Annotated in this window: 16 protein-coding genes and 1 riboswitch; of the genes, 11 read left to right on the top strand and 5 right to left on the bottom strand. The window is 63.9% G+C overall.

The features are described 5' to 3' along the window. Positions 1-575: 575 nt before the first annotated feature. Entirely contained in the window at positions 576-1,409 is an 834-nt protein-coding gene (locus ABJ196_RS00600) for an NAD(P)-dependent oxidoreductase (RefSeq protein WP_347304768.1), read from the bottom strand. Between the two features lie 27 nt (positions 1,410-1,436). Further along, a riboswitch (guanidine-III (ykkC-III) riboswitch) is annotated at positions 1,437-1,501 on the top strand. 9 nt (positions 1,502-1,510) lie between these two features. Between ABJ196_RS00600 and ABJ196_RS00595 the strand changes: the two genes are divergently transcribed. After that, positions 1,511-1,825, top strand: coding sequence for an SMR family transporter (locus tag ABJ196_RS00595; protein WP_257069315.1), 315 nt, complete (start codon positions 1,511-1,513; stop codon positions 1,823-1,825). 6 nt (positions 1,826-1,831) lie between these two features. On the opposite strand, the gene ABJ196_RS00590 is transcribed toward ABJ196_RS00595, so the two are convergent. After that, a complete protein-coding gene (locus tag ABJ196_RS00590) occupies positions 1,832-3,070 on the bottom strand; it encodes an HNH endonuclease signature motif containing protein (protein ID WP_347304767.1) in 1,239 nt (412 codons plus the stop codon). A 727-nt stretch (positions 3,071-3,797) separates the two neighbouring features. Here ABJ196_RS00590 and hemL point away from each other — a divergent pair. The 7 genes from hemL (at position 3,798) to ABJ196_RS00555 (ending at position 10,105) form a co-directional block, all read left to right on the top strand. Further along, positions 3,798-5,099, top strand: a complete 1,302-nt coding sequence (gene hemL, locus ABJ196_RS00585) for a glutamate-1-semialdehyde 2,1-aminomutase (protein ID WP_347304766.1) — start codon at positions 3,798-3,800, stop codon at positions 5,097-5,099. 14 nt (positions 5,100-5,113) lie between these two features. After that, positions 5,114-5,722 carry a histidine phosphatase family protein gene (locus ABJ196_RS00580; RefSeq protein WP_347304765.1) on the top strand — a complete coding sequence of 203 codons (609 nt, stop codon included), beginning with the start codon at positions 5,114-5,116 and terminating at the stop codon, positions 5,720-5,722. Then, positions 5,712-6,299, top strand: coding sequence for a TlpA disulfide reductase family protein (locus ABJ196_RS00575; RefSeq protein ID WP_347304764.1), 588 nt, complete (start codon positions 5,712-5,714; stop codon positions 6,297-6,299). Before ABJ196_RS00580 ends, ABJ196_RS00575 begins: the two co-directional genes overlap by 11 nt. Then, positions 6,300-7,079 carry a cytochrome c biogenesis CcdA family protein gene (locus ABJ196_RS00570; protein WP_347304763.1) on the top strand — a complete coding sequence of 260 codons (780 nt, stop codon included), beginning with the start codon at positions 6,300-6,302 and terminating at the stop codon, positions 7,077-7,079. It begins immediately after the preceding gene. Positions 7,080-7,105: 26 nt separating this feature from the next. Beyond that, positions 7,106-8,737, top strand: coding sequence for a cytochrome c biogenesis protein ResB (locus tag ABJ196_RS00565; RefSeq protein WP_347304762.1), 1,632 nt, complete (start codon positions 7,106-7,108; stop codon positions 8,735-8,737). Positions 8,738-8,828: 91 nt separating this feature from the next. After that, the gene (gene ccsB / locus ABJ196_RS00560) at positions 8,829-9,818 is read left to right on the top strand and encodes a c-type cytochrome biogenesis protein CcsB (protein ID WP_347304761.1); all 990 of its coding nucleotides are present in this window, start codon (positions 8,829-8,831) and stop codon (positions 9,816-9,818) included. 23 nt (positions 9,819-9,841) lie between these two features. Further along, positions 9,842-10,105 carry a helix-turn-helix domain-containing protein gene (locus ABJ196_RS00555; RefSeq protein ID WP_257044759.1) on the top strand — a complete coding sequence of 88 codons (264 nt, stop codon included), beginning with the start codon at positions 9,842-9,844 and terminating at the stop codon, positions 10,103-10,105. 9 nt (positions 10,106-10,114) lie between these two features. On the opposite strand, the gene ABJ196_RS00550 is transcribed toward ABJ196_RS00555, so the two are convergent. Continuing rightward, positions 10,115-10,345, bottom strand: coding sequence for a hypothetical protein (locus ABJ196_RS00550; protein ID WP_066489764.1), 231 nt, complete (start codon positions 10,343-10,345; stop codon positions 10,115-10,117). A 52-nt stretch (positions 10,346-10,397) separates the two neighbouring features. Between ABJ196_RS00550 and ABJ196_RS00545 the strand changes: the two genes are divergently transcribed. Next, positions 10,398-10,721 carry a DUF4229 domain-containing protein gene (locus ABJ196_RS00545; RefSeq protein WP_257052921.1) on the top strand — a complete coding sequence of 108 codons (324 nt, stop codon included), beginning with the start codon at positions 10,398-10,400 and terminating at the stop codon, positions 10,719-10,721. A gap of 134 nt (positions 10,722-10,855) precedes the next feature. Here ABJ196_RS00545 and ABJ196_RS00540 read toward each other — a convergent pair whose 3' ends face one another. Beyond that, the gene (locus tag ABJ196_RS00540) at positions 10,856-11,755 is read right to left on the bottom strand and encodes an AEC family transporter (protein WP_347304760.1); all 900 of its coding nucleotides are present in this window, start codon (positions 11,753-11,755) and stop codon (positions 10,856-10,858) included. A gap of 3 nt (positions 11,756-11,758) precedes the next feature. Next, positions 11,759-12,655 carry a 1,4-dihydroxy-2-naphthoate polyprenyltransferase gene (locus tag ABJ196_RS00535; RefSeq protein WP_347304759.1) on the bottom strand — a complete coding sequence of 299 codons (897 nt, stop codon included), beginning with the start codon at positions 12,653-12,655 and terminating at the stop codon, positions 11,759-11,761. Between the two features lie 61 nt (positions 12,656-12,716). Here ABJ196_RS00535 and ABJ196_RS00530 point away from each other — a divergent pair, with 61 nt between their 5' ends. Together ABJ196_RS00530 and ABJ196_RS00525 are read left to right on the top strand one after the other, a co-directional pair. Continuing rightward, positions 12,717-13,394 carry a metal-dependent transcriptional regulator gene (locus ABJ196_RS00530; RefSeq protein ID WP_347304758.1) on the top strand — a complete coding sequence of 226 codons (678 nt, stop codon included), beginning with the start codon at positions 12,717-12,719 and terminating at the stop codon, positions 13,392-13,394. 172 nt (positions 13,395-13,566) lie between these two features. Then, a complete protein-coding gene (locus ABJ196_RS00525; protein ID WP_347304757.1) occupies positions 13,567-14,874 on the top strand; it encodes a PepSY domain-containing protein in 1,308 nt (435 codons plus the stop codon). Positions 14,875-14,984 lie beyond the last annotated feature (110 nt).

The raw sequence follows: 14,984 nt of genomic DNA, 5'->3' as shown, positions 1-14,984 counted from the left end.
CCTTATAGTACAGACTGTATTGCTTCAACTGGTACAGAGTGGGTTTGTTGACATTAACAAGTGTCCGATTTTTGTAAGTGTTAACAACAGGAGATGCGCTTGCCGCTGCGGTTGATATCGTTGCTCCTAGTGGTGTGTCTGTCAGCGTTGCAACCGCTGGTTCTCGAGGGATGGCCGGTCTCGTTGCCGAGTGGAAGTTTTGACGCCGTCCATATCGATCCTGCTGCGCAACGTCGCATTGCCGATCTGTCGCGTGGTGAACCGTTCTTATTCCAGCGTGCTGGCGAATGCGCGTGGCTCGCAGGTGACGGCCACGTCATCCGCGACGAAGAAGTGGTGCGCGGTTGCTCGATCGTTTGCCGGACGACGAGCGATCGGCAACGGCTAGTGCCCGTCAGATGGGTAAGTTGCAGGCTGCAGAGATCGGAACCACTGCCCGACGTCTTGAGATTTGGAGGGGGATCATCTCGCGCGGCACACGGTACAGCTTTGTCGGGGCAGTGGCCTTGTGCCGAGGGTTAGTAGTGAGGTGACTGCCGGCGTCACTTTTTCTGACGGTCGGGCACTCGTTCTTTTTAATCCTTGTGGACGAAGATGGACGAGAAGTCCTCGTTGCCGTGGCCGAGTTTCTGCTGGTGCTCGAAGCGCGCGATGGCGGCCTCGACGGCGGGCAGCGGCTCGTTGGCAGTGGCGACCATGAGCTTGGAATCCTTGCACAGTGCGTCCACCGTGAAGTCGCCCGGATCGGTCGAACGCTCGCCGCGGATGAACGGGCCTTTCATGGTGGCCATGAAGTTGAGGCCCGTGATGGAGAGCATGTCAAGGACCTCCGCCTCGCCGAAGCCCTCGGCGTCGCCGAGCGCGAGGGCTTCCTTGACGCCCTCGGCCATGACAGAGAGCGCCATGTTGGCGAGCAGCTTGCCGGTCGCGGCGGCCGCGCCGGAGTCGACGGGGATGAGCTTGTCTGGGTGGGCCCAGGGGCGGGCGATCTCGACGGCGAGATCCCTGATCTCGCGATTCGCGCCGCCCACGTAGACGCCCAGCTCGCCGGCGCGGGCCGGACCGAGCGAGCCCACGACGGGCGCGTGGACGTACGTGGGCACGGCCTCTGCGAACTCGCGGGCGGCAGCAGGGGAGACCGTCGTCGTGTCGATCCACGGGATGCTGGCGGGGATAACGTCAGTTTTAATGACGGCCTCGCGCACATCGTCAGGGCCGAAGAGCGAGGTGATGATGACCTCGGCGTCTTTGACAGCGTCCTGCGGAGTCGCGGCCTGTGTCGCGCCCTCGTCGACGAGCGGCTGCGCGCGCTCGGCGGTGCGGTTCCACACGGTGACCTCGTGGTCCTTCAAAAGATGACGGGCCAATTCAGTGCCCATACGGCCAGTCCCTAAAAATGCGATCTTCATGGAATCGAGTGTGCCAGAATGATCCGCAGGCGCGCAGAGGTTTGCGCCCCGGACGAGGGAGCCGTACCCGGCCACGCGACAAGACGGCCAGAAGGATAGCTATGTCTTGGCTCGTGTTGGTAATCTCCGGTTTGTTTGAGGCGGTGTGGGCGACGGCGCTCGACCGCTCGGTAGGCATGACAAAGCTCTGGCCCACTGTCATTTTCTTTGCGGGGCTCGCGGTGTCCATGGGAGGGCTCGCGTGGGCGCTCAAGTCGCTCCCGGTGGGAACTGCGTATGCCGTGTGGGTAGGCATCGGCGCGGTGGCGACGCTGGGCTACTCCTTCCTCACGGGTGCTGAGACGATGACCGCGGTGAAACTGCTGTTCGTGGCGATGATCGTGGGCGGAATTATCGGGTTGAAGGTCACCGGCTAGGCGGAACTAGAACGGCGCGGGCTCCTCCGGGTCGGGCTGCGGGGCCTCGTAAATTTCAACAATCTGGCCGTCGAGCTCGATCTTGAGGGCCTGGGCCTCGGCGCGGGAACTGCGGCGGCGGGCCTGGATGTTCTGGGAGACGGACTGGACCCAGTGCTTCTGCTTGGGCGAGAGCGGGCCCGAGGGCTCCGTGATTTCCCAGGTGCCGTCCTCGAAGAGGAAGACAAGGTCGCCCGTTTCCGGGTGCGGGATGTAATAGAAACGCCCGTCCGTCTTCATATTGTGGTGATGCTGGCAAAAGGAGAACAGGTTCGACGGGTGCGTGGGGCCACCGTCAGAAAAATCGACGCAATGATCCTTCTGACACGTGTGTGCGGGGCGCTTGCATCCAGGGAAGCGACACGTGCCGTCGCGGCCCTCGATGAATTTCGCCATGACGTCCGGTGTCTTGTACGAACAAGACTCCTCGACCTGGGACTCGTCGCGAACCACGGTGGGCGTTAGATTTTCTAACGTCGTGCCATAGCCCTCGATGAAGGTGGGCGCGAATTCCACGTCCGTCGCGCGGTACGTGTGGAGGATGACGTGCGCGGTGGGCTTGACGGCGCCAGTAAGCAGCGCCACGGCGGCATCGGCAAGCGGGACGCCGAGCTCCTTGGCCATCTCGCGGACCTGCTGGTCGATGATGGCGCGGGTTTCTTCCTCGACCTCGAGGGAGATGAATTCGGAATCGGAGCGGAAGCGGCGCTTCTTGTGCCCCTTGCGCATGGCGATGGTGTCATCGAGCGCCGTGATGATTTCGCGGACCCGGCGCACGATATTGGCGCGCGTGGGCAGATGTTGGTTGGCGCGCCGGGGCGTGAGGTAGTCGATGAGCGCCTGATCGACCTGGTCGTAGAGGAACTGCGGTGCGACGCCGAGGCGGTCGAGCGCCTTGTCAATGCCGATGAGACGATTGAAGTCGAGCAAGAAATACTTTGCCTGGAGGGCAGCCAGCTTGGGCAGCTCGCGCAGGCGGTAGAGGGCGGAGATGTAGTTATTGATTTCGGTGAGATCCTTGCCCGTGATGGCCTGAAGGCGGCGCAGGACGAGATCGATGTCGAGAGAGGGCTCCGGGAGATGCTTTTCCCAGAATGCGAATTCTTCGCGGCGCATGCGGGCGGCTTCGCGGGTCTCGGGGCAGTCGGGGTTGGTGGGAGCGTAGAAACGGGTGGGCGGGGTGCAAGTAGTGGTGGCGGTCGTCATGATTCGGCTCCGGGAGAGATATGAAGGAGGGGAACTAACGTACGAATGCCACTCTAAAATAGGGGGTCAACATGAACGCATGTATATGCGTTGAACAGCGGTTATGTGAAGTTCAGGTGGTCTGGCATGCGGGGGGCAGGAAGCGCAGGGATGTTCGGCATTTGGGGTGGTGGCGGCAGAGTAGGTTGCGGCAGGGTGGGCGGCGCAGGAAGCGGCGGCAGGGTCGGAGCGGGAGGTGGCGGCGGCAAGGTGGGGACGGTGGGCAGGGCAGGAAGTTCGGGCATGTGAGGGAGCGCGGGAGCCTTGGGGCGTGCGGGCTTCGGCGCAGGAGCCGGAGCCGGAGCCGGGGCGGGCGGAGGCGTCGAAAGGGCCGGCGCAGATGTGCGGACCGGTGCAGACGTGGATGTGTGCGCGAGGGTGGGAGAAGGGGCATCGGAAAGCGTGGGTGGGGGTGCGGAAGGACGCGGGCGCAGGGGAGTGGGAGAAAGAGAGGGCGTCCATTCGGCGAAGACGGGCGTGGTGGTGTGGCGCGGTGCGAGCGACGGCGCAGGTGCAGCGCAGGCGCACAAGGACAAGGTGAGAGCGGTAACGGCAGAAAAAGTGACGGTGCGTGTGAGCACGATATCCCCCCGGGTATGTGACAGTGTGTGACCCCAGATTAAGCGAGGTGAGACGCGGCGGCAATATCAGACTTTCGTATGGCGCTTAAATAGTTACAATGATTCCCATGCCTAATATCTCCCAGTCCCAGCAGTGGTTCGAGCGTTCCTCCCAAGTCATCCCCGGCGGCGTGAATTCGCCGGTCCGCGCGTACGGTTCGGTGGGCGGTCAAGCCCGCGTTATCGCACGGGGCAAGGGCTCGCGCCTGTGGGACGTGGACGGTAACGAGTACGTCGATTTGGTGAGCTCTTACGGCCCCATGATTCACGGCAACGCACACCCGGAGATTGTCGAGGCCGTGCAGAAGGCGGCCGTGGATGGCCTGTCCTTCGGCGCGCCCACGGAGGGTGAGGCCCTGCTCGCCGAGGCTATCGTCGAGCGCACCGCTGCGGAGAAGGTCCGCATGGTCAACTCCGGCACGGAGGCCACCATGTCCGCCGTGCGTCTGGCCCGCGGTTTTACGGGCCGTTCTAAGGTCCTCAAGTTTGATGGTTGCTACCACGGCCACGTGGACGCGCTGCTTGCCGCCGCGGGCTCCGGCGTTGCGACGTTTGCGCTCCCGGATTCCCCGGGCGTGACGGGTGCGACGGCGGCGGATACCATCGTCGTGCCCTACAACGATCTGGAGGCCGTGAAAAAAGCTTTTGCTGAGCATCCGGGCGAGATTGCCTGCATCATCGCGGAGGCCGCCGCCGGCAACATGGGCACTGTCGCTCCGGCCGAGGGCTTCAACGCGGCGCTCAAGGAGATTGCGCACGCGGACGGCGCGCTGCTTATCCTCGACGAGGTCATGACCGGTTTCCGTACCTCCTACAAGGGCTGGTACGGCGTGGATGGCGTTGCAGGCGACCTCGTCACCTTCGGCAAGGTCATCTCCGGCGGCCTGCCCGCCGCGGCCTTTGGCGGCCGCACCGAGATCATGGATTACCTTTCGCCGCTGGGCCCCGTCTACCAGGCGGGCACCCTCTCCGGTAACCCCGTGGCGATGGCCTCTGGCCTCAAGTCGCTGGAGCTTGCCGATGCCCCCCTCTACGACCGCTTGGCTTCCCATGCGGACCGTCTCACCGGCATCCTGTCGGCTGCCTTGTCCGCCGAGGGCGTCGCGCACCATATCCAGCGCGCGTCCACGATGTTCTCCCTGCGCTTCGCGGAGGGCGAGGGCCACAACTTCGAGGAGATGAAGGCCGCGGAGACGTACCGCTTTGCCCCGTTCTTCCACGCGCTGCTGGACAACGGCGTCTACGCTGCGCCGTCGCCGTTCGAGACGTGGTTTGTATCTGACGCGCTCACCGACGATGATTTTGAGGTAATCGAGAAGGCTGCCAGTGTGGCGGCGAAGGCCGCGGCCGCTGCGCAGCCGGCATCCTAAAAGGAGAACACACTATGTCGACGACCATCGTGCACTTGGTACGCCACGGGGAGGTCCACAACCCGGAGAAGCTGCTCTACGGGCGCATCCCGGGCTACCACCTGTCCTCGCGCGGCTTCTCCCAGGCTGCGCGCACCGCGCAGTCCTTCCTAGGTCACGACGTGGAGCACTTGGTGGCCTCGCCTCTGCAGCGCACCCAGGAGACCGCGGGTGAGATCGCCAAGGTCGTGGGCCTCGACGTGGAGACGGACAAGGGCCTTATCGAGTCCGGCAACCAGTTTGAGGGTCTGCGCACCAAGGGCTGGAACTCGCAGCTGTGGAACCCCAAGCGCTGGCCGCTCATGCGCAACCCGCTGGAGCCGTCGTGGGGCGAGCACTTCGACGTCATCGCGGATCGCATGATGGCCGCCGTCGAGCGTGGCCGCGTCGCCGCCGAGGGCCACGAAGCCATTCTGGTGTCGCACCAGCTGCCCATCGTCATGGTGCAGCGCACAGTGCTGGGCAAGCGCCTGGCCCATGCCCCCTGGAACCGCGAGTGCGATCTCGCCTCCGTGACCTCGCTCGTGTTTAAGGGCTCCGAAATCACTGATATCTTCTACTCCGCGCCGGCACATGAAATTTAAGATCGCTATCGCTGTCGTCGTCGCCGGCCTTTCTTTGAGCGCCTGCACCTCGGAGAACGCAGACCAAGCCGTCGCCCAGGGTGGAACCTTCGAGTTCATCTCGCCCGGCGGCCAGACCGTCATCGAGTATCCCGTGGAAGAGCGCAAGCCGCTGCAGGACTTCTCGGGCGAGTCCCTCCAAGAAGAGGGGAAGACGATTTCGCTCTCGGATTTCAAAGATGAGATCGTCGTGCTCAACTCGTGGGGCCAGTGGTGCGCGCCCTGCCGCTCGGAGTCGGATGACCTACAGCGCGTCCAGGAGGAGCTGGACAAGCGTGGCACCGGCACCGTCCTGGGCATCAACGTCCGCGACTACAACCCGGACATCTCGCGCGACTTTGTGAAGGACAACGGGATTACCTACCCGTCCCTCTACGATCCGCCGTTCAAGACGGCCGCCGCGCTCGGCGGTGTGCCCACGTCCGTCGTGCCCACGACCATCGTGCTCGACAAGCAGCATCGCCCGGCTGCGGTCCTCCTCAAGGAGACGACGGACCAGGAGCTGCTGGGAATCATCGACAAACTGGAGAAGGAATAAATGGGCGAGGCTTTCGCTGACGCCGCGGCGAGCGGCCCGCTGCTGCTGGGCCTGCTCGCCGCCGCCGCGGCCGGACTCGTGTCCTTCGCGTCGCCGTGCGTCGTGCCGCTCGTGCCGGGCTATATCTCATACCTTGCCTCTGTCGTCGGCGGCTCGGTGGAGTACGACGCAGCGGGCGTGCGCGTGTCGGGTCGTCGTGGCCGCGTGACGCTCGCGGCGCTCCTCTTCGTGCTCGGCTTTACCGTCATCTTCGTGCTCGCGACGGTCTCCGTCTTCGGCGCGATCTCGGCGCTCCGGCTCAATGCTGACTCCTTGATGCGCGTGGGCGGAGTCATCACGATTCTCATGGGCATCGTCTTCATGGGCATCGTGCCCGTTCTCCAGAAGGACACCCGCATGGCGCCGAAGCGCTGGACTACGTGGCTCGGCGCGCCGTTACTCGGCGGCGTCTTCGCGCTGGGCTGGACCCCGTGCTTGGGCCCGACGCTCGCCGCCATCATTTCGGTGAGCGCCGGCACCGCGGGCATGACGGCGGTGCGTGGCACGTTCCTCATTGTTGCCTACTGCCTCGGCCTGGGCCTGCCGTTTGTGCTCGTGGCGTTGGGCTCGGCGAAGGCGGTGCGCTCCGTTGACTGGTTGCGCCGCCACGCCCGCGGCGTGCAGATCTTCGGCGGCGTGCTCATGATCCTCGTCGGCCTCTCCCTTGTGACGGGGCTGTGGGCAGAGTTTATTAACCTCATCCAGCAGTGGACTTTCAACTACGGCGCGACGCTTATCTAGCAGTCGCGTCTATGTAAGGAGACTTCGTGAAATATTTGCGCAAGGCGTGGCACTGGCTCACCAGTATGCGCACGGCACTGGCCCTGCTTTTCTTGCTGGCCGCCGCCGCCATTCCGGGCTCCTTGCTGCCACAGCGCTCGCTCAACGAGACGAACGTCAACGAGTACATCGCCTCCAACGGCAAGGTCGCGGAGATCTACGACAAGCTCCAGCTTTTCGATGTCTTCGAATCCGTGTGGTTCCAAGCCATCTACCTGTTGCTGGCCATTTCGCTTATCGGCTGCATCATTCCGCGCTCGTGGGAGCACTACAAGGCGTGGCGTTCCAAGCCCACGCGTGCCCCGCGCTACCTGGAGAAGATGCCGCTTCATGCGGCCGCGACCTCGGAACGCTCCTTCGACGAGCTGCAGGCCTCCGCAAAGAAGATGCTGGGCACGTGGCGTTTCACGGAGGTCCAGCCGGACGAGGATCGCGCGGGTGCCTACTCCATTTCCGCCGAGCGCGGTTATGCCCGCGAGCTGTTTAACCTTATCTTCCATATCGGGCTTGTGGCGATCCTTGCCGCGGTGGCGCTGGGCAAGTTCTTCTCCTACGAAGGCATGGTCATCGTCGTGACGCAGTCCGGCTCCTACGAGAACGCGACGAAGGTCGACCAGTCCACGGAGTTCTGCAACACCTCAACGTCGAACTTCGACTCCTTCCGTGCGGGCGCGCTCTTCGACGGCACAGGTCTCAACCCCTTCTGCTTCATCGCGCACGACTTCACCGCGAAGTACCTGTCCAATGGCCAGGCCGAGATGTTCACCTCAAATATCTCGTATGCCGAGGGCCAGGACATTTACAAGGACGAATCCGAGTGGACGGACTACCAGCTGCAGGTCAACCACCCGTTGCGTCTGTCCACGGATCGCGTCTACCTCCAGGGCCATGGCTACGCGCCGACCGTGACCATCGAGTGGCCCAACGGCGAGAAGCGCACGCAGACCATGCAGTTCCAGCCCACGGAGACGACTCGCTTCCTCTCTTCGGGCGCCATGCGCTTCGACCCGCCAGCAGGCATGTACCCGGACCTCTACGAGCGCCGCCAGAACCAGATTGCGCTGCAGGGCCTCTTTGCACCGACCGCCGAGTGGACGGGTGAGAACGGCACGATGCTCGCCTCGGCATACCCGGCACTGACGGACCCGGCGCTCGCCATTGACATCTACCGCGGCGACGCGGGCCTCGACACAGGTGTCGCGCAGTCTATCTTCTCGCTCGACTCCTCGCTCATGCACTCGGGTCAGCTTCAGAAAGTCGACCGCGTCAACCTCACACAGGGCGAGTCGGTCACGCTCGACGACGGCACAAAGCTCACCTTCGACGGCGCCTCCGAGTTCGCGAATTACCAGATTTCGCACAACCCGGCCCAAACTCCGCTGCTCATTGCGGCGCTTACCATGCTGCTTTCGCTTGTCGGCTCGCTTGTCATCAAGCGCCGCCGCGTGTGGGTGCGCCTGCGCCCGAATGAGGATGGCACCACCCAGGTGGAGATGGGCGGTCTCGCGCGCACGGACCGCGCCGGCTGGTCCGAAGAATTCGACAAGCTCTACCGCACGCTCATGGAGCTGCCGGACGCGGATGAGGTCGAAGAGGACGATATCTGGGTCGACGACTAGCGTCTTACCCCCCGTATCCAGGTCATTAGCAGGATGGAAAACTCCGCCAAAAGTTGGACTCGGTCGCGACCGCGGGGTAGCCTGTTTTACCATGCTCGTCGATCAGAACCTGTCCAACTTCTCGGACTTATCGTTTAGGACCGCCCTTGTCCTCTACGTGATTTCTCTGTTCCTGTCCCTCTTTTACTACGTGCGCATCCAGGCCGTCATCGACGCGCGACGCGCCCTGAAGAAGGAAGCTGCGGTCGGCGCCACGCGGTCTGGCGACGTTCTCCTCGAGGAACGCCCCAGCAACCTGCAAGAAAATGCGGAGAAGGCAGAAGCCACCGCGAACAAGATTGGCGGCATGCTGCAGTCGCTGCTGTGGATCGGCATTGCTGTCCATGTCGTCGCCATCGTGCTGCGCGGCCTGTCCGCGCACCGCTTCCCGTTCGGCAACCTCTACGAGTACGTGCTCATGGTCACCGCGGGCGTCATGATCGTCTCCTCCATCGCGCTGCAGCGCAAGGAGTGGCGCACCCTGTGGCCGTGGATCCTCGTCCCAGTCCTGGCACTCATGTTCTTCGGCGGCACGAAGCTTTACGCCGAATCCGCCCCCGTCGTCCCGGCGCTGCGCTCCTACTGGCTGCCGGTTCACGTCTCCGTTGTCTCCCTCGGCGCCGCCATCGGCATCTTCTCTGGCCTGTCCTCGCTGCTGAGCATCCTGCGCAGCTGGCAGCCGAAGGGGAAGGAGCATGGCGTGATTGGGGGCATCGTCAAGCCGCTGCCCACCGCGACGAAGCTGGACACCCTGGCCTACCGTACCGCGGTCATTACGCTGCCCACGCTGGGCCTGGGCATTGTGCTCGGCGCCATCTGGGCCGAGGCCGCCTGGGGTCGCTACTGGGGTTGGGACCCGAAGGAAACCGTCTCCTTTGCGACGTGGGTTCTGTACGCCGCGTACCTCCACGCACGCGCTACTCCATCAATGCGGAAGGCTGCTCCGTGGATAAATATCGTGGCTATGGCTACGATGGTCTTTAACCTGTTCTTTATCAACATGGTCGTCTCCGGCCTGCATTCCTACGCGGGCCTGAACTAGCTTCTGCTTGAGTGAGGTTCCCCGTGTCTGAGGAAAGCCCGTTAAACCGTACGCGCAATAAACAAGGCAAGCCTGCTGGCGATAATCCGGCGTTGCTTGACCTTGGCGCGCAGCTCGCCGCGCGCCGCCGTGAGCTGGGCATTTTGCAGCAACAGCTTGCCGATGCCGCCGGTATCTCCCGCTCCACCCTCCACACCATTGAGCATGGTGGCACGGGCGTGCGCTGGGAAAAAGTCGTGGCCGTCGCAGACGCGCTGGGCCTCGAGATGGCCTTTACGCAGCGCTAATCTTCAGCGCTATTTTTCGTCTTCGTTCTTTTTCTGCTCCCGTTCGCGTGCGCGGCGCTCCTTGAAGCGCTTCTTGTCGAGCTCCCACAAAAAGTTCTCATCATCGTCCGGCCCCTTGATCTGCGGGGTGGCCGGGCCTTGCACGTTTTTCCGGTTGTTGTTCCACGTGCCGGGGCCAAAGGCCTTCCAGACGAGGATGACGGCAACGACGATGAGGACGAGGAGGAGGATTCTACCCATGGGGGCCATTCTAGCTTTTCGGGTTTCGCGCGGGGCGCGTAGAATCATACGAATGATTGAGGAGAATACGAACCCCGAGCCGCCGGCACCGGATCCGGAGCTGCGTAAGAAGTCGCGTCGCGCCATGGTGAAATACGGCCTGGCCCGCCTGGGACTCTTCCTCGTGCTCACGGTCATCATTCACGGCATCGTGCTGCTCGTGAACGCCCCCGTCATGTTGCTCATCTCGGCGATGCTTGCGCTCTTCCTTGCGCTGCCGCTGTCCATGCTCATGTTCACCACGTGGCGCGTGGAGGCCACCGAATCGCTCGCCGCGTACTCCGCGCAGCGCAAGGCGCACAAGGCGTGGGTCGAACAGGAGCTCGCGGGCCGTTAAACCTGGCTTCCGCGTGGAACCCAAGCGTGGAGCCCAAGAAGGTGTAAGTGAGATGGTGCATTTCGGTCCTTAGAGGATGAAATACACCTTCCTAGGCACACCTTTTACTGTCGCGGGCGCGACCGTCAGAAAAACTAACGTCCGAAGAGTGCGGCGATGATGAGCATGACCGGCAGCGCGCCGAAGGTCGTGATGAAGACGGTGTCGCGCGCGACGGTCTGGCCCGCTTGGAAGGTCGCCGCATAGTTGTAGACCTGCTGCGCCGTCGGGAGCGCGGCGAGGATCGTGGCCGCATAGACCGCGTCTGTGTCGAGGCCAACGAGGGTGGCTACGGCGAAGGCGATGGCGGGCATGCCTGCGAGCTTGAGGCCGGAAGAGACGAGCACCTGGGTGCGCACGGTGGCATCGGAAAGCACACCGGAGGTCTTGAGCGAGGCGCCGAAGCTCATGAGGATCATGGGGATGGAGGCGCCGCCCAGCAGGTGAATGGGTTCCGTAATGGGTCCGGGGACGTGAATGCCTGTGTACGCGACGATGAATCCGAGGATGCTCGCCACGACCATGGGGGACAGCAGGCCGGTTTTCACCGCGCCGAGGAGCGACTTTCCGCCCAGCGCGCCCAGGATGATGGGCGTGAAGAGCACCATCTGGATAAAGACCATGGGGATGGCGTACGTCGAGTCGCCGAGGACGTACACGGAGACCGGCAGGCCAATGTTGACCGAGTTGAAGTAGCTCGCGGCGGCGGCGCCGGAGGTGGCGTTGGCGAGGCCCTTGCGCCAGAAGAGCGCAAGATAGAGCCCGGAGACGATGACGGTCGTCACGATGATAATGAGTGTGACCGGTGTGAAGACGTTCGCCGGATCGGAACGCGCGACGGAGTCAAAAAGAAGCGCCGGGGTCGCCGCGTAGAACGCCACGCGGTTGAACATGAGACGCTCTCGGTCGCTGGCAATGACTCCGCGCACGGCGAGGAACCAACCAAGGAAGATGACCGCCAGGATGATGGCAAAGCCTGTGAGGACGCCCTGCATGCGCTAGATGAACGCCACGGCGATTGCGGTGAGCAGCGCCCAGATGAGCATCGCGCGGCCAGCGAGGCCGAGGACCGGGATGAGCTGGGGGCCGCGGGCGCCACGGTTGACGGTGCGCACCGCCTGCAGCGCGAACGGGAAGTAGAGCAGGCCCGCGAGCGCTGCCCAGGAACCGAACGCAATGATGATTGTGTACACGGTGGGCAGGAGCAGCAGCGCGGTAAAGAGCAGGCGAGATTTCTGGTCGCCGAGGCGCACCGCGAGGGTGATCTTGCCGGCCTCGGTGTCCGAGGGGATGTCGCGGATATTGTTCGCCAGGTTTACCGCGGAGCTCATGCCGCCCACGCCGATGGCGAGGAGCACGCCGGTCCAGGAGATGGCGTGAGCCTGCGTGAACTGCGTGCCGAGGACGGCGACGAGGCCGAAGAAGACGAAGACGGCGACCTCGCCCAGTCCCCTGTAGCCGTAGGGGTTCTTGCCGCCGGTGTAGAACCACGCGCCCGCGATACACAGGGCGCCGACGAGGATGAACCACCAGGCATCCGCGGAGATAGACAACGCGATGCCCGCGAGTGCGGCGACGCCGAAGCAGGCGAAGGACGCGTACTTGACGTGCTGCGGTTTCGCTAATCCGCCACCGGTAAGGCGCTGCGGGCCGGTGCGGTCTTCGTCCGTGCCGCGGATGCCGTCCGAGTAGTCGTTCGCGTAGTTGACACCCACGATAAGAGCCCACGCGACGATGAGCGCGAGGAGCGCGCGGCCGATGTGGAATCCACCGAGCGCTGCGGCAGCGCCCGTGCCCGCGACGACGGGGGCGAAGGCGTTGGCCCATGTGTGCGGGCGGGCGCCTTCGAGCCAGTCATGAGCGGTCGCGGGATACTTCTGAGCGGGTGTGGTCATGGAACATATTGTGCCACGCGCGGGTGCGGACTCTGAACGCAGGATCGCTAGACTGTTGTTCATGGATGAACACCTTCGGCTGGCGGACTTGCCCGAGCGCACCCAGGATTATCTCAAGGTCCTGTGGGATATTGCGGAGCATACCGGCGGGGACGCGGTGCCGCTGGGCGAACTGGCGCGGCGCACGGGGCAGAAGCTGCCCACGGCCTCGGAGGCGGTGAAGCGTCTGGCGGCGCAGCGGCTCGTCTATCACGAGCGCTACTCGGGCGTGCAGCTCACGGAGGAAGGCCGCCGCCTCGCGATGGGGATGGTGCGCCGCCACCGGCTCCTGGAGACCTTCCTCGTCACGACGCTGGGCTACACGTGGGACGAGGTCCACGAGGACGCGGACCAGCTCGAGCATGCGTGCTCGGATCTCTTCGTTGAGCGTCTCGACGCGCTGCTCGGCTCGCCCGCGCGCGACCCGCATGGCGATCCCATCCCAGATCCGGAGGGTCGCATCGAGGACCTGGGCACGGCCACGCTTGCCGATGCCCCCGTGGGCGCCACCGTCGCTATCGAGCGGGTCCGCGACGAGGACGCCGAGTTGCTGCGCTATCTCCAGGAGCATGGGGTGCGTGTGGGCGAGAGCGTGACCGTTGAGGCAGTCGTCGCGGGACTCGTGCGGGTACGGGTCGCAGACACCGTGATGCCGCTCGCGCTTGACGCGGCACGCGAGATTACGGTCTCGGGAATGTAGATTTTTCGCGGCTGCACGGTTCCTCGTGTGCTGCCTATACCTGCAGGTTATCTATGCTATGAACCATAGTGTTCATTCCATTGAACTATGCGTCGGGGGTGAATAGAAACAAATTGTTGGGAACCATTGGGGGTTCCCTGCCGACAACTGACACGTGATTTCAATAATTCATTTGTCGCCGAGGAGCTTCGGCGTTCTCAGAAGGCTCCACACTGTCGCGGGCGTTATCGTTGCGCCCTTCCTCATCGCTGCCGCGCTCACGGGCGTGCTCTATGCGCTCGCGCCGAGCATGGAGAAGGTCGTCTATGCCGACCTCACCCGGCCCTCGGGTGACGCAGTTGTCTCGCTCGAGGACCAGGTCGAGGCAGCGCGCGAGGTGTATCCGGATCTCGCGCTCAACACCGTCCAGGTCATCCCGGGGGAGAACACTCGCGTGCTCTTTGCGGATGACGCGCTGCCCTCGAAGAGCTACACGCACGCGGTCTTCGTGGACCCGGCGACGGGTGAGGTTCGCGGCGAACGGGTCCAGTACGGCAGCTCCCGCGCGCTGCCGCTGCGCGCGTGGCTATCCAATGGCCACCGCTCGCTGTGGCTCGGCGAGCCAGGCCGGCTCTACTCGGAGATCGCCGCGAGCTGGATGGGCGCACTCACCATCGGCGGACTCGTGCTCTGGCTCGGCCGCCGGAAGCGCACTCGCGGCACGCTGCGCACGCATGCGTGGTTGGGTGCCCTGTGCTCTGCTGGATTCCTCTTCCTCACGGTGACGGGACTGACATGGTCCTCCGTGGCCGGCGGGAACATTGGCGCGCTACGCACACAGCTCCACTGGAAGGCGCCACAGCTGTCGACCTCGGCCAGCGAGCATGCTGGTCACGGTGCGGGTTCCATGGAGCACATGGACATGGGGCCGGATCTTGCGTCGCTTGATGGCGCCTATGACGTGGCGCGCGAGGCTGGGCTGCGCGGAATCTTCAACCTCCAGCCGAACGGTGCCGCGTGGAATATTACGGAGGCGCGCGCTCCCTTTGTCCTCCATAACGACGCCGTCGCCGTGGCGGACGGCCACGTCGTGGAGCGTGTCAATTTCTCTGATTGGCCGCTCGCGGCGAAGCTTACCGAGTGGCTTATCAATCTCCACATGGGCTTCCTCTTTGGACTGGTCAATCAGATTGTGCTGGCGCTTATCGCGCTCGCGCTGCTCGTTGTGAGCATTCTGGGCCTTGTCATGTGGTTCCGGAGGGGGCGGCGCTTCGCGGGCCCCCAGGGCATCGGCAAGCTCTCGAGGTCAGCGCTGGTGACGCTCGTGCTGTGCCTGGTCGTCTACGCCGTTATCGCGCCGCTCTTTGGCATCTCGCTCGTGGTCTTCCTTATCGTGGACGCCGTGTGGCGGGCTGTTAGAGGCGTTGGCGCGACAAGAAGTTCCACGCCTCCTGCGACGCGTCCGGCGTCCGATTCCACGTATGATTCTGTGGGTTCGTGATGAGCTGCAGTTCTTCCTTCGCACACGCGTAGACATGGCGCTGGCCGCCGGGGATGTTCTCGATGCGTGGCGGGAACGCGCAGGCATTGCGCTTGATGTAGCTGCTCATG

Origin of the sequence: Corynebacterium sp. SA-MJD20WY100 (assembly GCF_039822565.1) — a bacterium.
In the GTDB taxonomy this organism is placed as follows: domain Bacteria; phylum Actinomycetota; class Actinomycetes; order Mycobacteriales; family Mycobacteriaceae; genus Corynebacterium; species Corynebacterium phoceense_A.
This window is presented reverse-complemented; position numbering and strand designations above follow the sequence as displayed.